This window comes from Pseudarthrobacter sp. NPDC055928 (genome assembly GCF_042270935.1).
In the GTDB taxonomy this organism is placed as follows: Bacteria; Actinomycetota; Actinomycetes; order Actinomycetales; family Micrococcaceae; genus Arthrobacter.
Genome location: NZ_JBHJZH010000001.1, coordinates 610818 through 636676 on the forward strand (window position 1 = coordinate 610818; position 25859 = coordinate 636676).

General features: G+C 65.0%; 22 protein-coding genes and 1 tRNA gene. 16 read left to right on the plus strand and 7 right to left on the minus strand.

Going from position 1 to position 25859, the window contains the following annotated elements; all coding sequences use genetic code 11:
- The first annotated feature begins 255 nt into the window (after positions 1 to 255).
- A complete protein-coding gene (gene acs, locus ACFC25_RS02925) occupies positions 256 to 2277 on the plus strand; it encodes an acetate--CoA ligase (protein ID WP_337346275.1) in 2022 nt (673 codons plus the stop codon).
- Positions 2278 to 2453: 176 nt separating this feature from the next.
- On the plus strand, positions 2454 to 3239 hold the full coding sequence (locus ACFC25_RS02930; protein WP_337351547.1) for a DeoR/GlpR family DNA-binding transcription regulator: 786 nt from the start codon (positions 2454 to 2456) through the stop codon (positions 3237 to 3239).
- Between the two features lie 10 nt (positions 3240 to 3249).
- On the opposite strand, the gene ACFC25_RS02935 is transcribed toward ACFC25_RS02930, so the two are convergent.
- Entirely contained in the window at positions 3250 to 4269 is a 1020-nt protein-coding gene (locus ACFC25_RS02935) for a LacI family DNA-binding transcriptional regulator (protein WP_337345976.1), read from the minus strand.
- Between the two features lie 14 nt (positions 4270 to 4283).
- A complete protein-coding gene (locus ACFC25_RS02940) occupies positions 4284 to 5486 on the minus strand; it encodes a Gfo/Idh/MocA family oxidoreductase (RefSeq protein ID WP_337345975.1) in 1203 nt (400 codons plus the stop codon).
- A gap of 212 nt (positions 5487 to 5698) precedes the next feature.
- Here ACFC25_RS02940 and ACFC25_RS02945 point away from each other — a divergent pair, with 212 nt between their 5' ends.
- The 6 genes from ACFC25_RS02945 (at position 5699) to ACFC25_RS02970 (ending at position 13047) form a co-directional block, all read left to right on the plus strand.
- Positions 5699 to 6640, plus strand: a complete 942-nt coding sequence (locus tag ACFC25_RS02945; RefSeq protein ID WP_376043939.1) for a carbohydrate ABC transporter permease — start codon at positions 5699 to 5701, stop codon at positions 6638 to 6640.
- A gap of 9 nt (positions 6641 to 6649) precedes the next feature.
- Complete coding sequence (locus ACFC25_RS02950; protein ID WP_337345974.1) at positions 6650 to 7576, plus strand: carbohydrate ABC transporter permease; 927 nt, start codon at positions 6650 to 6652, stop codon at positions 7574 to 7576.
- Between the two features lie 51 nt (positions 7577 to 7627).
- On the plus strand, positions 7628 to 8971 hold the full coding sequence (locus ACFC25_RS02955; RefSeq protein WP_337345973.1) for a sugar ABC transporter substrate-binding protein: 1344 nt from the start codon (positions 7628 to 7630) through the stop codon (positions 8969 to 8971).
- A 167-nt stretch (positions 8972 to 9138) separates the two neighbouring features.
- Complete coding sequence (locus ACFC25_RS02960) at positions 9139 to 11334, plus strand: alpha-galactosidase (RefSeq protein WP_376043940.1); 2196 nt, start codon at positions 9139 to 9141, stop codon at positions 11332 to 11334.
- Positions 11335 to 11485: 151 nt separating this feature from the next.
- Positions 11486 to 11968, plus strand: a complete 483-nt coding sequence (gene aroQ, locus ACFC25_RS02965; RefSeq protein WP_376043942.1) for a type II 3-dehydroquinate dehydratase — start codon at positions 11486 to 11488, stop codon at positions 11966 to 11968.
- Between the two features lie 2 nt (positions 11969 to 11970).
- Complete coding sequence (locus tag ACFC25_RS02970; RefSeq protein ID WP_376043944.1) at positions 11971 to 13047, plus strand: DUF2332 domain-containing protein; 1077 nt, start codon at positions 11971 to 11973, stop codon at positions 13045 to 13047.
- 24 nt (positions 13048 to 13071) lie between these two features.
- On the opposite strand, the gene ACFC25_RS02975 is transcribed toward ACFC25_RS02970, so the two are convergent.
- Positions 13072 to 14256, minus strand: a complete 1185-nt coding sequence (locus tag ACFC25_RS02975) for a MarP family serine protease (protein WP_337351540.1) — start codon at positions 14254 to 14256, stop codon at positions 13072 to 13074.
- Positions 14257 to 14530: 274 nt separating this feature from the next.
- Between ACFC25_RS02975 and ACFC25_RS02980 the strand changes: the two genes are divergently transcribed.
- Together ACFC25_RS02980 and ACFC25_RS02985 are read left to right on the plus strand one after the other, a co-directional pair.
- Positions 14531 to 15208, plus strand: a complete 678-nt coding sequence (locus ACFC25_RS02980; RefSeq protein WP_131135058.1) for a Crp/Fnr family transcriptional regulator — start codon at positions 14531 to 14533, stop codon at positions 15206 to 15208.
- 236 nt (positions 15209 to 15444) lie between these two features.
- A complete protein-coding gene (locus tag ACFC25_RS02985; RefSeq protein WP_337345968.1) occupies positions 15445 to 15642 on the plus strand; it encodes a hypothetical protein in 198 nt (65 codons plus the stop codon).
- Positions 15643 to 15648: 6 nt separating this feature from the next.
- Here the strand turns inward: ACFC25_RS02985 and ACFC25_RS02990 are convergent, their stop codons facing one another.
- Genes ACFC25_RS02990 through ACFC25_RS03000 form a run of 3 tightly spaced genes read right to left on the minus strand, consistent with a single transcriptional unit; the run spans position 15649 to position 17267 of the window.
- On the minus strand, positions 15649 to 16560 hold the full coding sequence (locus tag ACFC25_RS02990; protein WP_337345967.1) for an NUDIX hydrolase: 912 nt from the start codon (positions 16558 to 16560) through the stop codon (positions 15649 to 15651).
- Positions 16561 to 16576: 16 nt separating this feature from the next.
- Positions 16577 to 17110: a RidA family protein gene (locus ACFC25_RS02995; RefSeq protein ID WP_337345966.1), complete on the minus strand. Its 534-nt coding sequence runs from the start codon at positions 17108 to 17110 to the stop codon at positions 16577 to 16579.
- 1 nt (position 17111) lies between these two features.
- Positions 17112 to 17267, minus strand: coding sequence for a DUF4177 domain-containing protein (locus ACFC25_RS03000; protein WP_011693223.1), 156 nt, complete (start codon positions 17265 to 17267; stop codon positions 17112 to 17114).
- 37 nt (positions 17268 to 17304) lie between these two features.
- Between ACFC25_RS03000 and ACFC25_RS03005 the strand changes: the two genes are divergently transcribed.
- The 6 genes from ACFC25_RS03005 to ACFC25_RS03030 all read left to right on the plus strand — a co-directional run bounded on the left by ACFC25_RS03005 (position 17305) and on the right by ACFC25_RS03030 (position 25311).
- Positions 17305 to 19572 (plus strand): transglycosylase domain-containing protein, encoded by a 2268-nt coding sequence (locus tag ACFC25_RS03005; protein ID WP_337345965.1) that lies wholly within the window; start codon positions 17305 to 17307, stop codon positions 19570 to 19572.
- 6 nt (positions 19573 to 19578) lie between these two features.
- Entirely contained in the window at positions 19579 to 20526 is a 948-nt protein-coding gene (locus ACFC25_RS03010; protein ID WP_376043947.1) for a metallophosphoesterase, read from the plus strand.
- A gap of 144 nt (positions 20527 to 20670) precedes the next feature.
- Complete coding sequence (locus ACFC25_RS03015; RefSeq protein WP_337345963.1) at positions 20671 to 22491, plus strand: ABC transporter ATP-binding protein; 1821 nt, start codon at positions 20671 to 20673, stop codon at positions 22489 to 22491.
- Positions 22488 to 24356, plus strand: coding sequence for an ABC transporter ATP-binding protein (locus ACFC25_RS03020; RefSeq protein WP_337345962.1), 1869 nt, complete (start codon positions 22488 to 22490; stop codon positions 24354 to 24356). Before ACFC25_RS03015 ends, ACFC25_RS03020 begins: the two co-directional genes overlap by 4 nt.
- Positions 24357 to 24441: 85 nt before the next feature.
- On the plus strand, positions 24442 to 25158 hold the full coding sequence (locus tag ACFC25_RS03025) for a GntR family transcriptional regulator (RefSeq protein WP_376043950.1): 717 nt from the start codon (positions 24442 to 24444) through the stop codon (positions 25156 to 25158).
- 76 nt (positions 25159 to 25234) lie between these two features.
- Positions 25235 to 25311, plus strand: a tRNA-Pro gene (locus ACFC25_RS03030).
- Between the two features lie 202 nt (positions 25312 to 25513).
- Here the strand turns inward: ACFC25_RS03030 and ACFC25_RS03035 are convergent.
- The gene (locus ACFC25_RS03035) at positions 25514 to 25732 is read right to left on the minus strand and encodes a hypothetical protein (RefSeq protein ID WP_337345960.1); all 219 of its coding nucleotides are present in this window, start codon (positions 25730 to 25732) and stop codon (positions 25514 to 25516) included.
- Positions 25733 to 25859 lie beyond the last annotated feature (127 nt).

Below are 25859 nucleotides of genomic sequence, written 5' to 3' on the forward strand. Positions count from 1 at the left end.
CACTAGCCGAAGGGTTGGCTGCGTGGCGTCCCCGGCGAGTGGGCGAAACCATTCACCGCTTAATAAACGCCGCTCACGGGCACCTCTGTGACAGGGCACACACAGCTGCGGACTCAAGCATTAGTCTTGATTTCGGAACAGCTCTTTGCGGAATGTCCGTGACCGGCCGTTGCCCAATGCCGCGCAAAGCGGTGGGGTGCCGCCCGGCCACGGCACATGCCGCGCAGCAAAGGTCGATGAATGATGAGGTTCACCATGTCCCAGGACACTCCCGGCTCCACCGCCACCGCTCCCGAAGCTTCCGTGCAGAGCGACCAGCAGGGCGATGCCTTCGAAAATCTGCTGCACGAGAACCGCAAGTTTGCGCCAACCCCGGAATTCGCTGCCGACGCCGTGGTCACCGCAGCCGATTACGCCGAGGCCGACGCCGACCGGCCGGCGTTTTGGGCCAAGAAGGCCCGTGAACTGCTCACCTGGTCCAAGGACTTCGATGAGGCCCTGGACTGGTCCAACCCGCCCTTCGCCAAGTGGTTCGTAGGCGGGGAGGTCAACGCCGCCTATAACGCCCTGGACCGGCACGTGGAGAACGGGCTCGGGGACCGGGTGGCCATCTATTTCGAGGGCGAACCCGGCGATACCCGCACCTACACCTACGCCCAGCTCACCGAGGAAGTAAAGAAGGCCGCGAACGCGTTCGAATCCCTCGGCGTGGCCAAGGGCGACCGGGTGGCCGTCTACCTGCCCATGATCCCCGAAGCCGTGATCACCCTGCTGGCCTGCGCCCGCATCGGTGCGGTTCATTCTGTGGTGTTCGGCGGGTTCTCCGCCGACGCACTCCGGTCCCGGATCGACGACGCCGAAGCCAAGCTGGTGGTCACCGCCGACGGCACCTACCGGCGCGGCAAGCCCAGCGCCCTCAAACCGGCGGTCGACGACGCCCTGTCCCGTCCTGGTGACGGTAGCGGCCACAGCGTGCAGAACGTGGTAGTGGTCAAGCGCAACGGCCAGGACGTGGACTGGCACGAGGGCCGCGACCACTGGTGGGACGACACCGTCGGTGCGGCATCCGCCCAGCACACCGCCGTCGGGCATGACTCCGAACACCCTTTGTTCATCCTGTACACCTCCGGCACTACCGGAAAGCCCAAGGGCATCCTCCACACCACCGGCGGCTACCTTACCCAGGGCGCCTACACCCACAAGGCAGTCTTCGACCTGCACCCCGACACGGACGTCTACTGGTGCACGGCCGACGTCGGCTGGGTCACCGGGCACTCGTACGTCGCCTACGCCCCGCTCATCAATGGCGCCACCCAGGTCATGTACGAAGGCACCCCGGACTCCCCGCACCAGGGCCGGTGGTGGGAGATCGTGGAGAAGTACAAGGTGTCCATCCTCTACACCGCGCCCACGGCGATCCGCACGTTCATGAAGTGGGGCCGGGATATCCCGGACAAGTACGACCTCTCCTCCCTCCGGGTCCTCGGTTCGGTGGGTGAATCCATCAACCCCGAGGCCTGGATGTGGTACCGCGACGTCATCGGCTCCAACAAGGCACCGATCGTGGATACCTGGTGGCAGACCGAAACCGGCGCCCAGATGATCGCCCCGCTGCCCGGCGTCACTGCCACCAAGCCCGGCTCGGCCCAGGTGCCTCTGCCCGGCATCGCCGTGGACGTCGTGGACGAACTCGGCCAGTCCGTCCCGAACGGCCATGGCGGGTTCCTGGTCATCCGTGAGCCCTGGCCCGCCATGCTCCGCGGCATCTGGGGCGACCCCGAACGGTTCAAGGACACTTACTGGTCCCGCTTCGAGACCATGTACTTCGCAGGCGACGGCGCCAAGAAGGATGAGGAAGGCGACATCTGGCTCCTGGGCCGCGTGGATGACGTCATGAACGTCTCCGGGCACCGGCTCTCCACCACCGAAATCGAATCCGCCCTCGTCTCGCACCCGTCCGTCGCCGAAGCCGCCGTGGTGGGCGCTGCGGACGAGACAACCGGCCAGGCCGTCGTCGCGTTCGTCATCCTCCGTAGCGACGTGGTGGACTCAGGCGACCAGATCATCGCCGAACTCCGCAACCACGTGGGCAAGGAAATCGGCCCCATCGCCAAACCCAAAACCATCCTCGTGGTACCCGAACTGCCCAAGACCCGCTCCGGGAAAATCATGCGCCGCCTCCTCAAGGACGTCGCAGAAGGGCGCGAAGTAGGCGACGCCACCACCCTGTCGGACCCGACCATCATGAAGCAGATCGCGGCATCCCTGCGGAAGTAATGCGTGGCAGGGCGAGGAGCGGCAGTCATCCTCTGCGCGCTGCTCGTTCCTCGCTCTGACGCGCGCTGCCGGATAACTCCCGCTCCTCGTCGACGGCGCTTCCCACCACTGTGGGCGGCGCCGTCGCCGTATGCTTGGTGCAGCCCCTGTCCGTTGGCTTTAAGGATGGTTTTTAGATGCTTCCCGCTGCTCGACATCAGGCGATTGTGGACGCCGTCCAGCGTGAGCGGGTTGTTCGCGTGTCCGACTTGGCGCAGCAGTTGGGCGTTTCGCTGATGACCGTGCGCCGGGACATTGAAGTGCTGGAGGAGGGCGGCCGGCTGGAGCGGATCCACGGCGGCGCCAAGATCCCCGGTGATGTCAGCACGCACGAACCCGGCTTTGAGCTCAAATCCACCCAGCTGACGGCCGAGAAGAAGGCCATCGCCCTGGAGGCAGCCAGCCTGGTGCACGAAGGCATGGCAGTGGGCCTCAGCGCCGGGACCACCACGTGGGCGCTTGCCAAGGAACTGGTCAACGGTCCGCGCATCACGGTGGTCACAAACTCCGTGCGCATCGCGGACCTGTTCCATCACGGCGCATCCGCCGGCTCTGCCCGTTACGGCTCCACGGTGATCCTCATCGGCGGCGAACGCACGCCGTCGGACGCGCTTGTTGGGCCCATCGCGACGGCGGCCCTGAAGCAGCTGCACCTGGATGTGCTGTTCCTGGGTGTGCACGGCATGGACGCGGACGCCGGCTTCACCACCCCCAACCTGCTGGAAGCCGAGACGGACCGAGCCTTCGTGGCCGCGGCGCGCAACGTCGTCGTACTGGCTGACCACACCAAGTGGGGAATGCTGGGGATCAGCACCATAGCGGCCCTGGACGAGGCCGATGAGGTCATCAGCGATGCTGGCCTCAGCCCCGAAGCTCGTCGGATCCTGGGCGAGCGGACCGGCAGGCTTCGGATCGCGGGTTAGCCGGACTTCCCTAGGGACAGCCGCAGGACTGGCGGACGTGCAATTTAGTAGCGAAGATGCGGTGCCGGGGCTTCTCGCCGCGTCGGGCGGCCACGAGGGCGGCCACGGCGGCCTCTGCCATATCGGCCACGGGCTGCTCGACCGTAGTTAGCGGTGGCCACGAGTATTCGGCCTCAATGGAACCGTCGAACGAGGCGACTGCGATATCGCCCGGCACCGAGAGGCCGGCCTCATGGATCGCCCGCAACAGACCGATCCCCTGCATGTCAGAGGTGGCAAAGATGGCTGTTGGCCGGTTGATCGACGCCAAAAGGCGTTGCCCGGCAACATAACCGCCGGGCCGAGTGAATGAGCTGTACACGATGGGCCCCTCCGGCAGGCCCGCTTCCTGCAATGCCTCCCGCCAACCGACCTCACGGCCATCTGTGCTGTCGGAAACGTTGGTGCCCATTGCCAGGCCGATGTTGGTGTGGCCGTGGCTGATCAGATGCTGGACTGCGATCCGGGCGCCGGCTGCGAGATCAACACCGATGCTGTTGAAACCGGGGGCATCCCGTTCCTGGTTCAGCAGTACGGAGGGGATGTCTGCCGTTTCCAGGACCTCCAGATCGGGTTCAAAGAGGACGCTGGCCAACAGCACCCCGTCCACCTGCCGGGCAGCCAAGTTGCGGATATTTCGCCGCTCCTTGGCGAGGTTCCCGTCTGAGTTGCTCAGCACCAGGGCATAGCCCAAGTCGGCCGCTGCATCCTCCACCGCGTGGGAGAACAGAGCGAAGAAAGGATTGGAAATGTCCGGGACCACAAGCCCCAGGGTCTCGCTGGAGCCCAGCTTGAGGGCGCGGGCCGCCGCGTTGGGGCGGTAGCCCAGGACGCGGATGGCGTCCTTGACCTTCGCTTCGGTGACGGGGGCCACCTTCTTTGGCCCGCCGTTCACCACATAGCTGACGACGGCGGTGCTGACGCCGGCGTACCGGGCAACGTCCTTGCGGGTCACCGGGCCGCGCGGGGCCTGCACTGCTGGAGTCGTCATGATGTCAATGCTAGCTATCGAATTTCCGGGGCATCGCCAAAGTCGCGGATGGGCAGCCGTTCCCCACCGCGGAGGGCTGACTCGTGGGCCACAATGCCGGGAAGGGTGAACCGCGCGGCAACCCAGGCATTGACAGGTGGCAGCGTCCCGGTGTTGACCGCTGTCACGAAGTCGTCCACCAGGAAGTGGTGGCTGCCCTCGTGGCCGTTTGGCGCGCCGCGGAACTCCTCAGGGAGCCGTTCGGCGTCGTGGACTGGCGAGAGCCCGGAGACAAACGCGTCCCTCAGTTCCGGGGCAACGTTCGCCAGGGACGGGTCGTCCAGGGACATGCTGGGACGGGTTTCGAACTGCTCGGAAATATCGTGGACGTTTTCCTTGTCCTGCCACACTGTGACTTTGGCGAGCTGCTCGAAGCTGGCCTCCGTACCGAAGAACCGGAACCGGGACTCCCTGATGTGCGAGGGATAGCCCACCCGGCGCATCTCGTTGGTGCGCATCACGCCGCCGTCGTTGAGTTCAAAGAGGGCCGTGGCGTTGGAGAAGTCATTTCCGAACATGCTGACTTCCTTGTCAAAGACGCCGTCATTGCGGTCATCCTTCACTCCTACGCAGCTGACGCTGACCGCATGGGCGGGGACGGCGCCGAGTACTCCGCCGACTGCGTGCGTGGGGTACAGCATGGGTGGGTAGCTGGCGGTTTCCTTCCAACGCTCGCCGCCGCTGTACTGGTAGGCGTCGTAGAACCCTAGATCCATGTCGTGGACGTAGTCCCCTTCGGCGTAGAAGATCCGCCCGAAGCGGCCGGCGGCAAGCTGCTTGCGTGCGTAGACGGTGGCGGGGTTGTAGTAACTGGTCTCCCCCATCATGTAAACCAGGCCGGTTTCACGGACGGCGTCGATGATCCGGGCGATTTCGTCCTCGGAAATGGCCATGGGGACGGCCGAGTAGACGTGCTTGCCGGCACGAAGGGCCTGCTCCACCAGGGGACCGTGCGTCCAGCGCTGGGTGAAGATTGCCACGGCATCGACGTCGGAGGCGAGAAGTTCCTCGAAGCTCGCCTTTGCCCCCACCAGGTGGTAGCGCTCCACTGCCTCGGCGGCACGCTCCGGAAGCTCATCCACCACATACACCGAGCTCACGCCGGGGTGGAGATTGAAGAGGTGCGCGAACTGGCCGCCGAACTGGCCGGCTCCTACTACGCCGATTGAAAACGCCATTGTCCCTCTTTCCACGGGTGCTTGCAGGAGCGCCGGGCAAGCGCTGTCCATCAGGAATCCCAGTGTTGCACCGGAATCTACTCGAGTCAATGGGCTAGCGACTGGATTAATCCCTGTCAAATAAGCCTAGAAATTCTTCTTGCCACATTCAATCTACTCGTGTAGATTTCTCACCAGTTGTTATCCACATCACAGTCAGGAAAGGGTCGACGATGACCACCCTTGCCAAGCACACGAGATCCGCCCCGCCTAAGCCCGGAGCCCCCATGCCGCGCGGCGGCTACCGCCAGCTGGGCGACCTCAAGATCGCCCTCCTCTTCATCGCCCCGGCCATGATCGGGTTCGTCTTCTTCTACGTTGTCCCGACCATCCGCGGTGTGTACCTGAGCTTCACGGAGTACAACATCCTGGGTGACCCGGAATGGGTGGGGATGGACAATTACACGGCCATCGCCAAAGACCCGCTGTTCTGGAATTCCCTGGCGGTCACGGGCCAATACGTCTTCCTCAACATCGTCCTCCAGACCGCCCTGGCCCTGGGCCTGGCCCTCCTGATGCACCAGGTGGCAAAGTCCACGCTCATCCGCGGCGCACTGCTGTTGCCCTACCTGATGTCAAACGTCATCGCGGCGCTGCTGTGGTTCTGGATGCTCGACTACCAGATCGGTGTGGTCAACCAGTTCATCGAATGGTCCGGCCTCCCCCGGGTCGCCTTCTTCGGAAGCGAGGAGTGGGCCATCCCCACCCAGGCTCTGATCAACACGTGGCGCCACATGGGCTACACAGCCCTGCTGATCTTCGCCGGGCTCCAGGCCATCCCTGGCCACGTCTACGAAGTGGCCAAACTCGACGGCGCGTCACCGTTCCAGACCTTCAGCAAAATCACCATTCCGCTGCTGCGGCCGGTGCTGGTCCTGGTCCTGGTTGTCACGGTGATCGGCTCGTTCCAGGTATTTGACACCGTTGCCGTGACCACCGCCGGCGGGCCGGTCAACGCAACCCGCGTCATCCAGTACTACATCTACCAGCGTGCCTTCACCGAGTCGGACTTCGGCTACGGATCTGCAATTGCCGTCATTCTCTTCCTCATCCTCGCCTTCGTGGCCTTCATCCAAATGAAGTTCCTCAAGGGCAACGAGTCGGACCTGGACTAGGAGCCCCGCATGACCACCACCACCAGCCGCGCACCGCTGCCGGCCTCAACCCGCCGCCGTCGTCCGTTCAACCCCCGCCGGGCAGGTGCCTGGGCCCTCCTGGTCCTGGCCATCGCGGTCTCCGTCCTGCCCTTCCTCTGGGTGCTGCGCACGGCATTGTCCACCAACTCGGCACTGGCTTCCAACTCGGCCAGCCTGCTTCCCGCGGAATTCACTTTCGGCGCCTTTATGCGGGTATTCGGCCTGCAAAGCCCAGCCGACGCCGTCGCGGAAGGCGGTTCCGGTGCCGCCATCGATTTCTGGCTCTACCTGCGGAACTCCATCATCTTCTCCTCCATCACCACCGCCGGAGCCGTGTTCTTCAGTTCGATGGCTGCGTACGCCTTTGCCCGGCTGCGCTGGAAGGGACGGAACCTGGTGTTCAGCCTGTTCCTCGGCACCATGCTGGTCCCGCCGATCTTCACGGCCCTGCCGAACTTCCTGTTCATCAAGAACCTGGACCTGCTCAACACCATGCTCGGCATGGTCCTGCCGTACGTCTTTATGACACCGTTCGCCATCTTCTTCCTGCGCCAGTTCTTCCTGAACATGTCCCGGGAAGTCGAAGAGGCGGCAATGCTCGACGGCGCCAAGCACCTGCGCATCTTCTTCCAGATCGTTCTCCCCAACGCCGCTGCCCCCATCGCCACCCTCGCACTGCTCACCTTCATCGGCCAGTGGAACGAATACTTCTGGCCTTTGCTGGTCGGTTCCCAGGATGACGTGCGGGTCCTGCAGGTGGGCCTCGGTGTCTTCAAATCACAGTCCCCGCAGGGAGCCCCGGACTGGTCCGGCCTGATGGCCGCCACCCTCATTTCGGCCCTGCCCGTCCTGATCCTCTTCGCCGCCTTCGGCAAGAAGATCGTCAACTCCATCGGCTTCTCCGGCATCAAGTAAATTTCCCCACCAGTAACAGCCCATCGCATCCCCCGAACGGAAAGTAGAACCATGAAGAAAACCCTCGGCGCCGTTGCCGTCGCCGCAACTGTGGCACTGTCCCTGTCCGCCTGTGGCGGCGGCTCATCGTCCTCGGCAGAGTCTGCCAAAGGCGAGATCAGCTACTGGCTGTGGGACGCCAACCAGCTGCCCGCCTACCAGCAGTGCGCAGACGACTTCACCAAAGCCAACCCGGACATCAAGGTCAAGATCACCCAGCGCGGCTGGGACGACTACTGGAGCACCCTGACCAACGGCTTTGTCGGCGGCACTGCCCCGGACGTCTTCACCAACCACCTCGGACGCTATGGTGAGCTCGCCGAAAACAAGCAGCTGCTGCCCATCGACGACGCCGTCGAGAAAGACAACGTAGACCTCACCGCCTACAACGAGGGCCTCGCGGACCTCTGGGTCGGCCAGGACGGCAAGCGCTACGGCCTGCCGAAGGACTGGGACACCATCGGCCTGTTCTACAACAAGGCCATGCTCGCCAGCGCCGGCATCACCGAAGACCAGATGAAAGACCTCGCCTGGAACCCCGAAGATGGCGGAAGCTACGAAAAGGTCATCGCCCACCTGACCGTTGACAAGAACGGCAAGCGCGGCGACGAGGCCGGCTTCGACAAGGACAATGTCGCCGTCTACGGCCTGGGCCTCAATGGCGGAGGAGATTCCTCCGGCCAGACGGAGTGGAGCTACCTCACCAACACCACCGGCTGGTCCCACACGGACAAGAACCCGTGGGGTACGCACTACAACTACGACGACCCCAAGTTCCAGGAAAGCATGGCCTGGTTCGCCGGACTGGCCCAGAAGGGCTACATGCCCAAGCTGGAGACCACGGTCGGCGCCGCGATGGCAGACACCTTCGCAGCCGGCAAGTCTGCCATCAACGCCCACGGCTCGTGGATGACCGGCCAGTACATCAGTTACAAGGGCATCGAGGTGGGCATCGCCCCGACTCCCGTTGGTCCGGAAGGCGAGCGCGCCTCCATGTTCAACGGCCTGGCTGACTCGATCTGGGCAGGCACCAAGAAGAAGGACGCCTCCATCAAGTGGGTGGAGTACCTCGCTTCCGCTGACTGCCAGGACGTTGTGGCCTCGAAGGCCGTGGTCTTCCCGGCGCTGAAGACTTCCTCTGACAAGGCCGCCGAAGCCTTCAAGGCCAAGGGTGTGGACGTGACGGCCTTCACCGAGCACGTGAAGAACAAGACCACTTTCCTGTACCCGATCACTGATAACACAGCCAAGGTCAAGGGCATCATGGAGCCCGCCATGGACGCCGTGGTGTCCGGCAAGGCGCCCGCCAGCTCCCTGACCCAGGTCAACGAACAGGTCAACGCCCTCTTCAAGTAGGCCTGGTCCACCAAAAAACGTGACTGCGGGTGTGGCCGCAGTCATCGGCTCCGGATGCCGCCGTTTCCTCCTCGCGGCGGCGGCATCCGGACACCACACCCCAACACAGCACCACCACCGTCCTGCGTCAGTGAACGCACGCCATAATTACCGAAAGAGATATACCTATGGATTCGCTCCACCTCCGTACCGCCGGCACCAGCCTGGTGATCAGCTTCGACAGCGGGGAGGCCGAGATTATCCATTGGGGCGCCGATTTGGGTGACGCCCCACTTCCGGACCTCGCCATCCTCGGCGAGCCGATCCCGCACTCCGCCATCGACGCCACCGTACCCGCCGGCCTCCTGCCGCAGGCGTCCTCCAGCTGGCGTGGCCGTCCCGCCCTCCGCGGCCACCGCGTCGCCGACGGCGTCTCCGGCCTCGACTTCTCAGCTCGCCTCCGCGTCGTCACAGCGACGGCCGAGGGTAACTCCGCTGCCATCGTCCAGTCCGATCCCGACGCCGGCCTCACCGTCCTGTCCTCGGTGACATTGCACGACGGCGGCCTGCTGGAGCTGCGTCACACCGTCACCAACGATGGCACCACGCCCTATCAGCTCGACGAACTGGCAACCGTCCTCCCGGTGGCGCCGGACGCCGTCGAACTCCTTGACCTGACCGGGCGCTGGTGCCGGGAACGCCACCCGCAGCGCCGTCCCATCCAGCAGGGCACCTGGGTCCGCACCGGCCGGCATGGCCGCACCGGACACGACTCCTCGCTGCTCTTCGCCGCCGGCACCGCTGGATTCGGCAACCGCCACGGGAAGGTCTGGGCCACGCACCTTGCCTGGAGCGGCAACCACGAGCAGTTCGCAGACAGCATCGGCGACGGCCGCACCATGATCGGCGGCTCGGAGCTCCTCGGCCCTGCCGAAGTGATCCTCGAGCCGGGTGCCAGCTACACCACTCCGGCACTGTTCGCCGCCTACTCCGACCGCGGCCTGGACGGCATCAGCGAGGCGTTCTACAACTGGTTCCGCTCCCGCCCCCACCACGTGCTCCCCGCCGCAGGCGGCGGCAAGCCCCGCCCCGTAGTGCTCAACACCTGGGAAGCTGTCTACTTCGACCACAACCTGCCCACCCTGATCGAGCTCGCCGATTCCGCCGCCGAGCTCGGGGTGGAACGATTTGTCCTCGACGACGGCTGGTTCCGCGGGCGACGCCACGACAACGCCGGGCTTGGCGACTGGTACGTGGACGAGGCGCTGTGGCCGGACGGGTTCACGCCGCTGATCGACGCCGTGACATCCCGCGGAATGGAATTTGGGCTCTGGGTTGAACCGGAGATGATCAACCTCGACTCCGACATAGCCCGCGCCCACCCCGAATGGATCGTCGGCCCGGCCGCCATTTCGCACAAGGACGGCGGCCGCCTGCCGATCGAGTGGCGGAACCAGCATGTGATCGACCTCGTGAACCCCGAAGCGTGGCAGTACATCTTCGACCGCGTGGATGCGCTCCTGTGCGAGAACAAGATCAGCTACCTCAAATGGGACCAGAACCGGGACCTGCTGGAGCACGGCCACGCCGGACGCTCCTCCGTCCACGAGCAAACCCTGGCGGCCTACCGGCTCTTTGACGAACTCAAGAAGGCCCATCCCGGCGTCGAGATTGAAAGCTGTTCCTCCGGCGGCGCCCGCGTTGACCTGGGGATCCTGGAACGCACGGACCGGATCTGGGCCTCGGACTGCAACGACGCCCTGGAACGGCAGACCATCCAACGCTGGACCGGGCTGGTGGTCCCGCCCGAACTGGTGGGTGGCCACGTCGGCCCCACCACCTCGCACACCACAGCCCGCACCCACGACCTGTCCTTCCGTGCCATCACGGCCTTGTTTGGCCACTTCGGCATGGAGTGGGACGTCCGGGAGGTGCAGGGTGCGCAGCGCGACGAGCTCAAGCGCTTCATTGGGCTGTACAAAGAACACCGCGATCTCATCCACTCCGGGCGCATGGTGCGCGCGGACGTTGCCGACGGCTCCCTGCTCCTGCACGGCGTAGTGGCCTCCGGAACCGATTCGGCCCGACCCGCACAGGGCACAACGGCGGCACTGTTCGCCCTGGTCAGCACGCGCACCGCGTTCGCTGAGCAGACCGGCCGCATCACCATCCCCGGGCTCGAACCTGAAAGCACCTACCGGGTGGAGTCCATCTTCCCGACACCTGGAGACGCTGACTACGCCCACACCTACACGCAAGTGAGGCCGCCGTCATGGCTGGCCGACGGAGCAGTTGCCGGCGGCCGCTTCCTGGCCGAAGTGGGCCTGCCGATGCCCATCCTGAACCCGGAACATGCCCTCGTGCTGAGGTTCACCGCACTATAGTGTCGGATTCTGCTCCATCATTTGCTGGCCGAGTCCCACGCCTCCTGGAATGGCGGCACGGTGGAACCACACCGGACGAATGATGGTGCAGAATCCGGCGCTCAGGCTGGCGCCAATCGGTCATCAGCCGTCATCACCTAAAGTTGGCAGCATGAACGAATCCGATCAGAGCCTCCCAGACAGCAGTACCAAGACCGCCGGGCGTGGCACCATCCTCGTGATCAACGGCCCCAACCTCAACCTGTTGGGAACCCGAGAGCCGGAAAAGTACGGCACCTCCACCCTCGCCGACGTCGAGAAGCTGGCCGGTGCCACCGCTGAGGCCCATGGATTCACGGTGGAATGCGTCCAGTCCAACCATGAGGGCGTGCTCCTTGACGCCATCCACGCAGCCCGCGGCACCGCCGTCGGCATTGTGCTGAACGCCGGTGCCTTCACCCACACGTCCGTGGCCTTGCGTGACGCCCTCGCAGCGGTTCAGCTTCCCGCCGTCGAGGTCCACATCACCAACGTGCACCAGCGCGAGGAGTTCCGGCACCATTCCTTCTTGTCCCCCGTCTGCACTGCTGTCATCGTGGGCGCCGGAGTGTTCGGTTACAAGCTCGCCATCGACTACCTGGCCGAAGCGCTGTAGCCATGGCCGCCGGGCCGGAGCCGCAGCCCGAATCGGACGGTGTGCGCGTCCCGGCCGAGCCCGATGGGCATACCGCCGCGTGGTACCGGCACTTTGGCAGCGTGGAAGCCCCCGGTTCCTCCCCCTGCTACGCCGAATGGACTCTGGGGATCGCCGACGACCCGCAGATCATCGCCCGCATTGACCGGTGGCCGCATGACAAACGCCAGCCCAACCTGCTCCTTGCCGCCGCCCGGTACCTCGGAGCTGTGCCGGGCCCCTTTGAACAGTTCCGCGACTTCCTCAACGCCCGATGGGACGATGTCAGCAGGATTGTGCTCTCCCGGTCCACGCAGACCAACGAGGCAGGCCGCTGCGCCACGCTGCTGCCGTCGCTGGCGGCCATCTCGGAGGCTGAGGGTAAGCCGCTGGCTTTGCTGGAGGTGGGCGCCTCAGCGGGCCTGGTGCTGTACCCGGACCGGTACGGCTACGAGTACGACGACGGCACCACAGTTACGCGGTTATCTCCCGGCCCGGACGTTGGAGCCCCGGCCGGGGTCCCCATCCTGAACTGCGCCACCACCGGCCGGGTACCTTTGCCGGCCTCGCTCCCGTCCGTGGTGTGGCGGGCTGGCATCGACCTGAATCCCTTGGACGTGGGGGATCCTGGGGACGTCGCGTGGCTGGAGGCACTGGTGTGGCCGGAACAGGAGTTTCGGCGCACACGACTCCAGCAGGCCGTCGCCATCGCCCGGCAGGATCCGCCACACCTCGTCGCCGGCGACCTGAACGAGCGGTTGCTGGAACTCGCCACCCAGGCGCCGGACGATGCAGCACTGGTGGTCTTCCACAGCGCGGTGATGGGCTATCTGACCGCCGCCGGCCGGACCGAATTCCGGCGGACCATGCAGCACCTCGCCGCCAGCCGGGGCATCCATTGGCTCAGCAACGAGGGGCACATGGTCATTTACCAGGAGGACGGTTCAAACGTGGTCCCCGAGATTGACGCGCAGCAGATCCTTGGCAGGTTCCTGCTGACTCATAACGGCAGCCCGGTGGCCATCACCGGCCCGCATGGACAAAGCCTCGAGTGGCTCTGACCCTTGCAGCTACCGGATGCACTGTTACTTCTGGATGCACTGCCCGGAGGATACCGGCGCACTGAGGCCGGGAGCCTGGGACGCCACCGGGTTGAGGTCATCCATAGTGATGGCGAAACCCAGTTCTGTGTCTGATGTCGCCTTGGCAAAGATCACACCGGCCACCAAGCCCTCCGTGGTCAGCAGCGGCCCGCCGGAGTTGCCGGGCTGGATGTCCCCAGCGAGCCGGTAGATCTCCTCGGGTGCCGGGCTGTTTCCATAAATGTCCGGCACCAGCACCGTGGTGATGTCCTGCACCGTGGCCGGTTTGGACAGGAATGGACCGCCGTGCGGATAGCCGGCGAAGGCGGCCGGGCTGCCGTTGGGAAGGTCCGGGCTCAGGGCCAGCGGCTCGGCGGGAAGTCCATCAACTGCCAGGACAGCGAGGTCGTGCCTGGTATCGAAATAGACCACCCGTCCAGGCATGGCACTGCCGCCAGGGACCTCCACAACGGGTTGCGACACGCCCGCCACGACGTGGGCATTGGTCACAACCCTTCCGGGTGAGACGACAAATCCGGTCCCGGTCTGGTTCTGGCCGCATTCGAAGGCGGTCCCGGCGATTTTAAGGACTGATTCTGCGGCGCGGTTCAGGGCGGGCGTGTCCGTGCTGGCGTCGGGCACTACCACCGGCTGGCCCTGGTCGAGGCCTTCCAGGAGGGTGGGGATGCCGTTGCCGATCACCGTTGAACGCAGTTGCGCCATAGTGGCTTTGACCGGGGTAGGCGTCATGCCGTCGATGAACCGGATGACTTTCGATTCAGCCAACTGCTGGGACACCAAGGGGACGCCGAGGGAGCTGACGCTAAAGGCGAGCATGGACATGATCAGCGCTGAGACCGCAACGTTCACGGCCCCGCCGATCAGCCGGTCCACGGCACGAAGCGGCCTGATCCGCACGGTGCCGCGGATTTTCCGGCCGATCATGGTGCCTGCTCCGTGCCCCACGGCGATCAGGACGACGGCGGCGGCTACGATGGCGGTCAGCCTCCACCCTGAATCATCAACGAAGCCGCTGACCAGGGGTACGGCGAAAAAGGCGGCCACGGCGCCCGCGGCGAACCCGGCGATTCCGCCCAATGTCACCAGGAACCCGTTGCGCAGGCCGTAGCCCAGATACGACAGCAGGGCCAGGATCAGTACCAGGTCCAGAACAGTCAGGCCAAACACTAAGGCTCCTTATAAACAGTTGAAACCCAATTCTAGTGGCGCCGGCTGACATTATTCTGTGCGTTCCCACCGGCCTGGATTCTGCTTCCGCATTATCCGCGGATCCTCCGGATACGCTCCGGAAGAATGCGGCTTCAGTTGCCTTGCACGGCTCAAATGGGCTTCCGGCCCAGCGCTTCAGGGCGTTTCGGCTGCCAAGTACGTCACAGAACGTTGAAAATTCTGAAACAATGGCACAAGCGCCACAGCCGACACTTTTTATTCAGGAGATTTTATGGACATCGAGGTACTGCGCCGAGCACCCCTTTTCGCCACGCTCGACGACGAAGCATTCCGTCTGCTGACGGACGAGCTGACCGAGGTGGACCTTTCCCGCGGAGCCTCGGTTTTCCGCGAAGGCGACCAGGGTGACCAGCTCTACTTCATCGTCTCCGGCAAGGTGAAGCTGGGCCGGACGTCTCCGGACGGCAGGGAATCCCTCCTGGCCATCCTTGGCCCGGGCGAACTCTTCGGCGAAATGGCCCTCTTTGATCCGAGCCCGCGTACCGCGACAGCCACGGCCGTCTCCGAAACCCGCCTGGCCGGACTGAAGAACGAGAGCCTGAACACACTGCTCCGCACCCGCCCCGAGGTTTCGGCCCAGCTGCTGCAGGCACTGGCCCGCCGCCTGCGCCGCACCAACGACTCCCTCTCGGACCTGGTCTTTTCCGACGTTCCCGGCCGCGTCGCCAAGGCCCTTCTGGACCTGGCCGACCGCTTTGGCCGCCCGGCCACGGACGGCGTCCTGGTGGCGCACGAACTCACCCAGGAAGAACTGGCCCAGCTGGTGGGCGCATCCCGCGAAACGGTTAACAAGGCCCTGGCCGAGTTCGTCCAGCGCGGCTGGCTCCGCCTGGAGGCCCGCGCCGTAGTGATCCTGGACATGCAGCGCCTCCGCCAGCGCTCCCGCTAAACCCGCAAAGTCCCAAGAAGCGTCCGGCCCGAGGCCGGCATCCTCCCCACCGTCACCCCATCCTCGCAAGCTCGGCCGCGGGGATCCCTGACGGCGTGGGCCCACGCGTGCTGCTCCTTCGTCGCTCTGACGCACGCTTCCGGATGCCGGACTTCGGGCCTTTTTGCGCCGTCAAACCCACTCTCACAGCCAGCGCCGCGCCCAAGCCACGGCGGTAAAATTAAGTGGCGAGGTGCATGGCGATGTCTGTGGCTACGGCTGTTGTGTTGATCCTGCTGGGCTGGGCTTGTGTGGGGGCCGTGATCGGTACGGTCGCCCTGGTGATCCGTGACGGCCGTGGCCAGATACCGCTGGAGCCCTCGGACGAGTCCTGGACGGCGGGTAATCTCCCCAGCCGCCCGTACGCCACCATCCGGTTGCAGGGCCGGCGCTAAAACACCCTAGCGCTCCCGCTGGGGGTCGCCCGCCACCGTCTTCGCGGCCTCGACTTCGAGCATGAGCTTGCCGTCCTCTTCAACAAGCCGGGGCTGGTACACGTGGGCCTTGCGCTTATAGCTGAGGTACGCGATGCAGCCGTTGGCGGCGGCCATCTTTTCGAGCATGATCTCGGAACCGGGAACGAGGAGCTGGCCGAGTGTGAGGCCCACAGTGTTCTCCACCCCCACTTCGTCGCCCAGTGCGGTGGTGTCCCGATCAGCGATAACTGTGGCTGCGTTGACCCATCGGCCCCAGACTCCCTTGCTTTCCAGGAGGGTGGGCTGCTGGTTCATCGGTACGGTCGCCGCAAAGTAGCGGGTGTCGAACCGATGGTGCGCGAAATCCGGACTGCGCCAGTTCACCAGCGGCTTCAGGAGGTCCGTTCGGAGCGAGAGTCCCCGCTTGGCCAGGACGTCGCCGAACGACTTCTCCTGGTTCGCCACCAGTTCCCGTGCCCGCATCCACTCCGGAGTGGACGTGGCCTCCACCGTGCTGGTGGGGTCGGGTCCGGCCAGAAGCACACCGGTCTCCTCAAAAAGCTCGCGGATGGCGCCCACCACGTGGCGCCGCGCCAGCCCGACGTCGTCCGTCCCCAATTGCTCAGCCCAATGCTGGGGTGAGGGGCCCAGCCAACCCAGGGCGTCGTCGTCGGACGCGTCCAGGGAACCTCCCGGGAAGGCGAGGACCCCCAGCGGCGAGGAGCCCGGACGGTAGCCGAGCCAGGTCTCCAGGCCGGTGGGTGAATCGCGCAGCAGAACCACGGATGAGGCGAAGCGGGCAGCACGTGGCGTCCGCTCGCCGTGATCGAGCCAGCTTCGTGCCGCCCCTTCGAGATCAGGGGGAAGGACAAACAGGCGTCGGGCGAGTTGAGGCAAAAGAGGTGACCGGTCCTTAGCTGAATTCAGCGATCAGTTCGACCTCGACGGGCGAGTCGAGCGGCAGCACTGAAACGCCGACGGCGGAACGGGCGTGCTTGCCGGCGTCGCCCAGGACGCGTCCCAGCAGGTCCGAGGCACCATTGATGACACCCGGCTGGCCGGTGAAGGAGGGGTCCGAGGACACGAAGCCCACTACTTTCACGATCCGGGTAATGCGGTCAAGATCGCCAATGACACTCTTGACGGCAGCCAGGGCGTTGACGGCGCAAATGGCCGCAAAGCGCTGGGCGTCCTCGGGGGACACCGTGGCTTCGTCGGCGTATCCTTCGGTGCCGGTGGACACCTTGCCGGTAGCTTCGAGTTTGCCGTTAATAAACGGCAGCTGACCGGAGGTGTAAACGTAGTTGCCGGAGATCACTGCCGGCACGTAGCTGGCCACGGGAGCGGCCACCTCGGGAAGCGTCAGCCCGAGCTCGGAGAGGCGCTGTTCAACGGCGGAAATCGGCGCAGTTTCCGCACCGGACGTGGTGTTTGCGGGGGTGCTCACGTTACTGCTTCTCCCTCTTGAGGTAGGCAACAAGGCCGTTGCCGTCGGGACCTGTGACGACCTGGACGAGCTCCCAGCCGTCCTCTCCCCACTGGTCCAGGATCTGCTTGGTGGCGTGAATAATGAGCGGAATCGTCGCGTACTCCCATTTGGTCATGAGAGAAAGACTAGTCCTTGCCGGTAAAGTGGAAAACATGGTGACTCGTAAGAACCCCATTTTCGACACAGCCACTACCCTCGGAAAGATTTTAGGTTTCCTTGGCGTGAGCGCTATTTGCGGTGTCCTGGTGGCTGGCCTGCTGGTTCCCGCTGCCGCCGTCTCGGGCAGCGCAGCAAGCGGTTCGATCGAGTTCTTCGACACCCTCCCGGCGGAGCTGAAAGTAGACCCGCCCAGCCAGTCCACCAAGATCCTGGCCGCGGACGGCAGCCTCATCGCCAACCTCTATGAAGAGAACCGGACCAAGGTCTCCCTGGACCAGATCTCCCCCTTCATGAAGGAAGCGGTCATCGCCGTTGAGGACAGCCGGTTCTACGATCACGGCGGCGTGGACACCACCGGTATCCTCCGAGCCCTGGTGAGCACCGCCCGCGGCAACAAGCAGGGTGCCTCCACCATCACCCAGCAGTATGTCAACAACGTCCTCAACGCGAACCTCGCCGCTGAGGGCAACGAGGAGCAGATCAAGCTCAACGGCGTCAACAAAGGCGTGGGCGACAAGCTCCGCGAAATGAAGCTGGCCATCGCCCTGGAGAAGGAGTTCTCGAAGGAGCAGATCCTTGAGGGCTACCTCAACATCGTCTTCTTCAACCGGGACGCCTACGGCATTGAAGCCGCCTCCAAATTCTTCTTCAGCACCACTGCCAAGGACCTGACCCTCCCCCAGGCCGCCCTGCTGGCAGGCCTGGTCAACAGCCCCTCCGCCTTTGACCCGATCTCCAACCCGGACAACGCCAAGCAGCGCCGCGACCTGGTGCTCGGCCTCATGCTGAGCCAGGGCAAGATCACCCAGGCCGACCACGACGCCGCCGTGGCCACGCCAGTGGAGCCGAAGGTCACCCCCGCCCGCCAGGGCTGTGCCTACGCCGCCACCGCGCCCTACTTCTGCGATTACGTCCTGCACCTGCTGCTGAACAACCCTGCCTACGGCGCCACCTCCGAGGAGCGCATCAACAGTGTCTTCCGCGGCGGCCTGACCATCACCACCACCCTTGATCCCAACGCACAGAACGCGGCGCAGGCCGAGTCCGACGCCGCGGCCGGCGCCAACCCGGACAAGTGGGGCTCGGCGATCGTCTCGGTGCAGCCCAACACCGGCAAGATCATCAACATGGCCCAGAACACCTCGTTCCTGCCCGCTGACGGCAAGTTCGATACCCAAATCAACTTCAACGTGGACAAGCTGGACAAGGACGGCAACGACCTCAACGGCATGGGCGGCGCCCAGCCTGGTTCCACCATGAAGCCATTCACCTTCGCTGAATGGCTCAACGAGGGCAAGTCCATGAACACGAACATCAACGCGGCGGTTCGGAAGTATCCGCAGAACTTCCCCTGGAGGAACACCTGCCCGGACCCCACGGTCGGCTGGTATGACGCCGGGATTCCCGGCAGCTTCGACCTGCAGAACTCGGACGAGGGCTACTACCGGAACATGACCGTCCTCTACGGTCTGATGAACTCCATCAACACGGCAACGTTCGCGTCCGCGGCCCAGGTTGACCTGTGCGGCATCCAGAAGATCGTGGACGCCGTGGGCATCCACGGCGGCCTGCCCACGGCTGAGGACCCCAACCCGCAGGTCAAGATGACCACGCTGGCCAACCTCATCGGTTCCACCCAGACGGCCCCGCTGACCATGGCCGCCGCGTTTGCCACGTTCGCCAACGACGGTAAGTACTGCGAGCCCATTGCCATCACCTCCGTCACGGACCAGACCGGCGCACAGCTTCCCGCCCAGTCCTCCAACTGCAAGGACGCCGTCAAACCCGAAGTGGCCCGTGGCGTCGCCTACGCCATGCAGGAAGTGCTGAACGGCGGCTCCGGTTCGCTGATCCAGCCCCGGCTGTCCACCAGGACCAACTTCCCCGTGGCAGCCAAGACCGGCACCAACGACACCAACGGCTCCACTTGGGTGGTGGGCTACACCACCGGCCTGGCCACCGCCGCATGGTTCGGCGACCCCTTTGGCGACCAGAGCCGCCCGGGCCGGAACCTGACGGTAAACGGCAAGTTCTACCCGGCAGTGGACGGTTACATGATCGCTGGCCCGATGTTCTCCAAGTACATGCTCCAGATAGCCCCTGCCTACGGCACGGCCCCGTTCAATGCCCCGCCGACCAACATGGTGAGCGGCACACCGGCCCGGACCACTACGCCGAGTGCACCGGCCACCACGGCGCCACAGCCAACCACCCCGCCGACCCCTGCACCGGGTCCGGGCAACAGCGAAAAGAAGGACTAGCTACCTATGGCAGTCAGCCCTGCTTTGGCCAGCCGCGTCCGGAACATTGGGCGCGGCTTTGCCGTCTCCACTGCTGCCGGAGCAGCGGCCGGGCTGGCCGCCGTCGGCTACGGATTGTGGGAGAAGAACCAGTTCGTCCTACGCGAGGAAACCCTTCCGATCCTCCCCGCCGGCCATCAGCCCTTCACCATCCTGCACCTGAGCGACATCCATTTTGTCCCGGGCCAGGACACCAAGGCTGCATGGCTCCAATCGCTGGCATCGCTGGAGCCGGACCTCGTGGTGAACACGGGAGACAACCTCAGCCATGTGAAGGCCGTAGACCCGCTGCTTAAGGCGCTCCGGCCGCTGCTCGAGTTCCCCGGCGTCTTTGTCCCCGGCTCGAACGACTACTACGCTCCGAGCCTGCGGAACCCGGCGTCGTACCTGCTGGGTCCGTCCAAGGTGAAGCGCGAAAACATCGAACTGGACTGGCCGCGGCTTCGGGCCGGGTTCGGCATGGGCGGGTGGATTGACCTGACCAACCGGAACCAGTCCGTGGTCCTGCGGGGGATGCGGTTCGACTTCTCCGGCGTGGACGACCCCCACCTGAATCGCGAACGTTACGCCGGCTGGCCCCGCGGAACCAAGAACCAGGACGATAACGCGCACCTCCGGGTGGCCGTTATCCACGCCCCCTACCAGCGCGTCCTGGACCTCTTCACCCAGGACGGGGCGGACCTGCTCCTTGCCGGCCACACGCATGGCGGACAGCTCTGTATCCCCGGCTATGGCGCGCTGGTCTCCAACTGCGACCTCCCCACCTGGCGGGCCAAGGGACTCAACAACTGGGAGAGCAACGGATCCACGACGCCGGTAAACGTCTCCGGCGGCATCGGCACCTCGCGTTTCGCGCCGATCAGGATCGCCTGCCGGCCCGAGGCCGTCCTGCTGACCCTGACGGCTCCAGAGTAGATCTCCAGCCTCAGGGCGGCATTGCGGAACGTGATAACTGGACAATCGTTCCCAGCCCGCACGAATACTGTGAATCGAATCACGCCATGGCATAAGGTAGTTGCTACGGGAAACTACATTCGATTTAGAGCTTGAGAAGCGGGCATGGCCAAGCAGACTTCATTTTTCAGATCCATTAGCCGTCTTTATCCTCACGTCAGGCCGATCATCCCCCGGCTCATCATGGGGCTCCTCTGTGCACTCCTGGCCAGTGTGGTGGCCCTGACCATCCCCCAGGTACTCCGGGTACTGATCAACGACTCGCTCCAGGCCGGCGGCGCCACGGACGCCGTCTGGATTGCCGCCGTCATTATCCTGGTCCTGGGCATTGCCGAGGCTGTGCTCGTGGCCCTGCGCCGGCAGTTTGTCATCAACCCGGCAACTACCGTTGAAACCAGGATGCGCGTCTCCCTTTACGGGCACCTGCAGGACCTGACCGTGTCCTTCCATGACCGGTGGGGCTCCGGGCAGTTGCTTTCCCGTGCCATGACCGATCTGAACTTCCTGCGCCGCTGGATGGCCTTCGGCGCCATCATGCTGGTGGTGACTACCCTCACCGTCGTCATCGGCATTGCAGTCATGTTTTCCATGAGCTGGCAACTGGCCCTCATTTTCCTCGCTGCCGCGGTGCCCATCATGGCCTACGGCTTCCGGTTCCGGACCCGCTTCAGCAAGGTGGCGCGGCGCAGCCAGGACCAGGCCGGCGACCTCGCCACCACGGTGGAGGAATCCGTTCATGGCATTCGCGTCCTCAAGGCGTTCGGCCGGAGCCGGGAGGCCCTGGAGAACTTCAACGAGCAGGCCGAGGAACTCCGCCAGACCGAGATCTCCAAGGCCCGGCACCAGGCCACCTTCACCATGGTGGTCACCCTGCTGCCCGAACTCGCGCTGGGCACCGGGCTGGTGGTAGGCGTCATGCTGTGCGCCAGCGGCCAACTAAGCATCGGCGCCCTCGTGGCCTTCTTCGCCACTGCCGCCGTCATCGCGTCCCCGGTGGAGTTCTCCGGCATGCTGCTCGCCATGGCACTCACTGCCAAGACCGCCGTCGACCGCCACTTCGAAGTGATGGATTCGGCCAACACCATCACCAGTCCCCCGGAGCCACGCCGGCCCTCCGAGCTCCGAGGGGCCTTGCGGTTCAACCACGCCACCTTCGCCTTTGAGGACGCGCCGGACCGGCCCATCCTCAAGGACATCAACCTGGAGGTCCTGCCAGGGGAAACCATGGCCGTGGTGGGTATCACGGGCAGTGGCAAGAGCGCCCTGATCCAGCTGGTCCCCCGGCTGTACGACGTCACGGACGGCTCCATCAGCATTGACGGCGTAGACCTGCGCGAGTTCGACGTCGAGGAGCTCCGCCGCGTGGTGGGTGTCGCGTTCGAGGACACCACTCTGTTCTCAAATTCCGTCCGCGACAACGTGCTGCTCGGCGCGCAGGACCGAAGCGAGGAAGCACTGGATGAGGCCCTCGACGTGGCCCAGGCACACTTCGCGTACTCCCTCCCGGAAGGCGTGGACACGCTCATCGGCGAAGAGGGCCTGAGCCTCTCCGGAGGGCAGCGTCAGCGGATTGCCCTCGCCCGGGCCATCGCCGCCCGGCCACGCGTCCTGGTGCTCGACGATCCACTCTCCGCGCTCGACGTGCACACCGAAGAGCTGGTAGAGGCTCGGCTGCGTTCGGTGCTGAAGGACACCACCACGCTGATCGTCGCCCACCGGCCTTCCACGGTGGCGTTAGCGGACCGGGTGGCCCTGCTGGAGGACGGTCGCATTGCCGCCGTCGGAACGCACACGGAACTGCTGGCGGAGAACCCGCACTACCGCTACGTCATCGCCAGCCTGGACCAGGAACCCCGGGACCTGGATTCGGAACTGTCCGAACTTGAGGAAGAGGCCAACGTCGAAGCCGGGAAAATCATCCGATGAGCACTGCAACGTTCGGCACAGCCAACGAGGACAACGCCCACCTCAGCAAAAGCGACAGCAAAGCCGTACGACGGCGGTCGCTCGCCTTGCTGCGGTCACTGATCCGTCCGGTGCGGCTCAGGTTCTGGCTGACCATCGCCACGGTAGTGCTGTCCCAGGCCGCCCGCGTGGCGGGACCGGCGCTGATCGCTTTTGGCATCGACCACGCTTTGCCCGCCCTGCAGGCAGGCGACAACTTCCCCTTGGTGCTCACCGGCGTCGGCTACCTGGCCGCCGCGGTAGCAACCGCCGCGCTGACGGCCCTTTACGTCACCTCCACCGCGCGGCTCAGCCAGGCGATGCTCCTGGACCTCAGGGTGCGGGTCTTCCGGCACACGCAACGCCTCAGCCTGGAATTCCACGAAAAGTACACCTCGGGCCGGATCATCGCCCGGCAGACCTCGGACCTTGAGGCGCTGCGCGAACTCCTCGATTCGGGCGTGAGTTCCCTCGCCTCGGGCATGCTGTTCATGGTCTTCACCGCCGTTACGGTGTTCGCCCTGGACTGGCGGAGCGGGCTGATTGTCCTCGCCGCAGGCGTGCCCATGTACTTCCTCTCGCGGTGGTACCAGAAGCATTCCCAGATCGCCTTCCGTGAATCCCGGGTGGTGTCCGCCCGGCTGATCGTGCACTTCGTGGAGACCATGACCGGGATCCGCGCCGTGAAGGCCTTCCGCAAGGAACGCGAAAACGCCGAGCAGTACGGCCAGCTGGCCGAGGACTACCGGCGGGTCACCGTCCGCTCCATCAACCTCAACGGAATCTTCCAGCCCGGCCTGGTGCTGATCGGCAACATCTGCGTGGCAGCGGTCCTGTTGTTCGGCGGATTCCGGGTCCTTGGCGGAGACCTCGCCGTGGGGGTGCTGCTGGCCCTGATCCTTTCCACCAAGCGCTTCTTCCAGCCGGTGGACCAGATGGCCATGTTCTACAACTCCTTCCAGAGTGCCCAGGCCGCCCTGGAGAAGGTGTCCGGCCTGCTGGAGGAGGTCCCCACAGTCCGCCCGCCCAAGAACGCGGTGGCGCTGCGGGATGCCAAGGGCACGGTCGACTTCAAGGGCGTGGAGTTCCGCTATGGCGAGGGCCCGGTGGTCATCCCCACCATGGACCTGCACATTCCGGCCGGCCAGACCGTAGCGCTGGTGGGCCAGACGGGCGCCGGCAAGTCCACCCTGGCCAAGCTGATCGCCCGTTTCTACGACGTCTCCGCCGGCTCACTCACGCTGGACGGCGTGGACCTCCGCAACCTCAGCACCACGGACCTGCGCCGGAACATTGTGATGGTGACCCAGGAGGCGTTCCTGTTCAGCGGCTCCGTGGCGGACAACATCGCCCTGGGCCGGCCGGAGGCCTCCCGCGAGGAGATCGAAGAGGCCGCCCGGGCCGTCGGAGCCCACGAGTTCATCACCGAATTGCCCGAGGGCTACGACACCGACGTCAACAAGCGTGGCGGGCGCGTCTCCTCAGGCCAGCGCCAGCTCATCAGCTTCGCCCGTGCCTTCCTGGCCCGGCCGGCGGTGCTCATCCTGGACGAGGCAACCTCCTCCTTGGACATCCCTTCGGAGCGGCTCGTCCAGACCGGTTTGGCGCGCCTCCTGAAGGCAACGGCCGACGCCGGCACTGCCGCAGGTGCCCCCGGTTCCGCTGCTGCGGGCGGGGGCCGCACAGCGCTGATCATCGCGCACCGGCTGTCCACCGTCGAAACCGCCGACCGCGTGCTGGTGGTCCACGACGGCCGCGTGGTGGAGGACGGCACACCGGCGGACCTGATCGGCGGCGGCGGGCGGTTCGCCGACCTCCACGGCGCCTGGAAGGACTCGCTGGTCTGACCGGCCGGTGCCGGAAGGCTTTGGGCCGCCGGGCTCTAGGCCGCCGGGACCGGATGGGGATCCCGGCTGGGATAGCCTGAACCCCATGGGAGATGAGATGGAAAACGGCGCGGCTGAACTCCTCGCGGAGCCATTGTCCGAGCGCGTTGCCGAGGTGCTGCGCGAGAGGATCATCTCCGGCCAACTGCCGGCCGGCGGAAAACTGAACGAACGGGAACTGGCCGCAGACCTTGAAGTGTCCCGGATTCCCCTGCGTGAGGCGCTGCCCCTGCTGGAGGCTGAAGGCTTCATTTCCACCGAACCCCGCCGCGGCGCCGTCGTCCATTCCTTCACCTACCGTGACGCGCAGGAGGTCTTTGACCTGCGGCTGCAGCTAGAACCACTGGCCGCGTCATGCGCTGCACGGAGGGTTTCCGAGGGCGCCAGCCCTGCGGCGCTGCTGGACGCCCTGGAATCTGCCCGCACCGGGGTCAACGGCGTCCAGGCGTCCGGACGTAACTCGGACCTGCATGAGGAGATCGTGAAGCTCGCCGACCACCACCTTCTCCGGCGCATGACAGGCCTGATGAACGGTCGTGTGCGGTGGCTCTTCCGCCTGACGCCGGAGCGTGACACTCCCAAGATGTGGCAGGAGCACGCCGAACTGGTCCAGGCCATCGTCGAGGGCCAGCCGGCGCTGGCCGCCGCCCTGGCGTCCGCCCACGTGGAGCGCGGGCGTCACGATTCACTTCCCGTCCTGGCCGAACGCCTTCCGGCCAGCGAGGACGCCCCTGCAGGGCGCAACCGCCGGCGCGCGCGCTGAAGCGGCGGGCCAGCGACCGGATTTCGCATCCGGTCCCCGGATCGGCTATCCTTGTAAAGTTGCTTTTGCAGCGGATCGGGATGTAGCGCAGCTTGGTAGCGCGCTTCGTTCGGGACGAAGAGGTCGCAGGTTCAAATCCTGTCATCCCGACCAAAACAAAGAGGGTCTCCCCCAGGGAGGCCCTCTTTTTGGTTCCCGCATGATGCCAATTTGTTACCTTCTGTCATAAGCATTCGTCGCGTTGTGTCATCCACGCCGGGGTGTCATCGAGGCCGGGGTGTGATGCGGGCAAAGGAATGGCCCCGGACCATGGTTCGCATGGTCCGGGGCCTCGCCTCCCTTTGGTGAGGAGTGATTACATCGGGTCAGGCCAGTTGCCCACGTTCGTGGTGTACGTGGTGTCGCTGTCCTTGGTGTCCTTGGTCTTCTTGGACATGGGATCCGGCCAGTTACCTACGGCAACGGATACCCCCGTGGTGTCAGCAATGGAACCAGCCGACAGGACGGCCGGAGCCGCCGCAGAAAACGCCAGGGCCCCGGCCAGAACGGCTGCGGCTGCAATCTTCTTCAACATATAAGTTCCTCAATACGAGTCGGATTCGTTACAAAGTCAGCACTGTCCTTGTTGACATACATTGTAAAATGTTTTCCACAGGGACTGTCAAGCATTGAGTACAAAGACTGTCCGGAATTAGGAGGAA

Bases quoted from the DNA above. Each gene is read 5' to 3' on its own strand.
- acs (WP_337346275.1), top strand. From the start codon at position 256: ATGTCCCAGGACACTCCCGGCTCCACCGCCACCGCTCCCGAAGCTTCC.
- ACFC25_RS02930 (WP_337351547.1), top strand. From the start codon at position 2,454: ATGCTTCCCGCTGCTCGACATCAGGCGATTGTGGACGCCGTCCAGCGT.
- ACFC25_RS02935 (WP_337345976.1), bottom strand. From the start codon at position 4,269: ATGACGACTCCAGCAGTGCAGGCCCCGCGCGGCCCGGTGACCCGCAAG.
- ACFC25_RS02940 (WP_337345975.1), bottom strand. From the start codon at position 5,486: ATGGCGTTTTCAATCGGCGTAGTAGGAGCCGGCCAGTTCGGCGGCCAG.
- ACFC25_RS02945 (WP_376043939.1), top strand. From the start codon at position 5,699: ATGACCACCCTTGCCAAGCACACGAGATCCGCCCCGCCTAAGCCCGGA.
- ACFC25_RS02950 (WP_337345974.1), top strand. From the start codon at position 6,650: ATGACCACCACCACCAGCCGCGCACCGCTGCCGGCCTCAACCCGCCGC.
- ACFC25_RS02955 (WP_337345973.1), top strand. From the start codon at position 7,628: ATGAAGAAAACCCTCGGCGCCGTTGCCGTCGCCGCAACTGTGGCACTG.
- ACFC25_RS02960 (WP_376043940.1), top strand. From the start codon at position 9,139: ATGGATTCGCTCCACCTCCGTACCGCCGGCACCAGCCTGGTGATCAGC.
- aroQ (WP_376043942.1), top strand. From the start codon at position 11,486: ATGAACGAATCCGATCAGAGCCTCCCAGACAGCAGTACCAAGACCGCC.
- ACFC25_RS02970 (WP_376043944.1), top strand. From the start codon at position 11,971: ATGGCCGCCGGGCCGGAGCCGCAGCCCGAATCGGACGGTGTGCGCGTC.
- ACFC25_RS02980 (WP_131135058.1), top strand. From the start codon at position 14,531: ATGGACATCGAGGTACTGCGCCGAGCACCCCTTTTCGCCACGCTCGAC.
- ACFC25_RS02985 (WP_337345968.1), top strand. From the start codon at position 15,445: ATGGCGATGTCTGTGGCTACGGCTGTTGTGTTGATCCTGCTGGGCTGG.
- ACFC25_RS03000 (WP_011693223.1), bottom strand. From the start codon at position 17,267: ATGACCAAATGGGAGTACGCGACGATTCCGCTCATTATTCACGCCACC.
- ACFC25_RS03005 (WP_337345965.1), top strand. From the start codon at position 17,305: ATGGTGACTCGTAAGAACCCCATTTTCGACACAGCCACTACCCTCGGA.
- ACFC25_RS03010 (WP_376043947.1), top strand. From the start codon at position 19,579: ATGGCAGTCAGCCCTGCTTTGGCCAGCCGCGTCCGGAACATTGGGCGC.
- ACFC25_RS03015 (WP_337345963.1), top strand. From the start codon at position 20,671: ATGGCCAAGCAGACTTCATTTTTCAGATCCATTAGCCGTCTTTATCCT.
- ACFC25_RS03020 (WP_337345962.1), top strand. From the start codon at position 22,488: ATGAGCACTGCAACGTTCGGCACAGCCAACGAGGACAACGCCCACCTC.
- ACFC25_RS03025 (WP_376043950.1), top strand. From the start codon at position 24,442: ATGGGAGATGAGATGGAAAACGGCGCGGCTGAACTCCTCGCGGAGCCA.
- ACFC25_RS03035 (WP_337345960.1), bottom strand. From the start codon at position 25,732: ATGTTGAAGAAGATTGCAGCCGCAGCCGTTCTGGCCGGGGCCCTGGCG.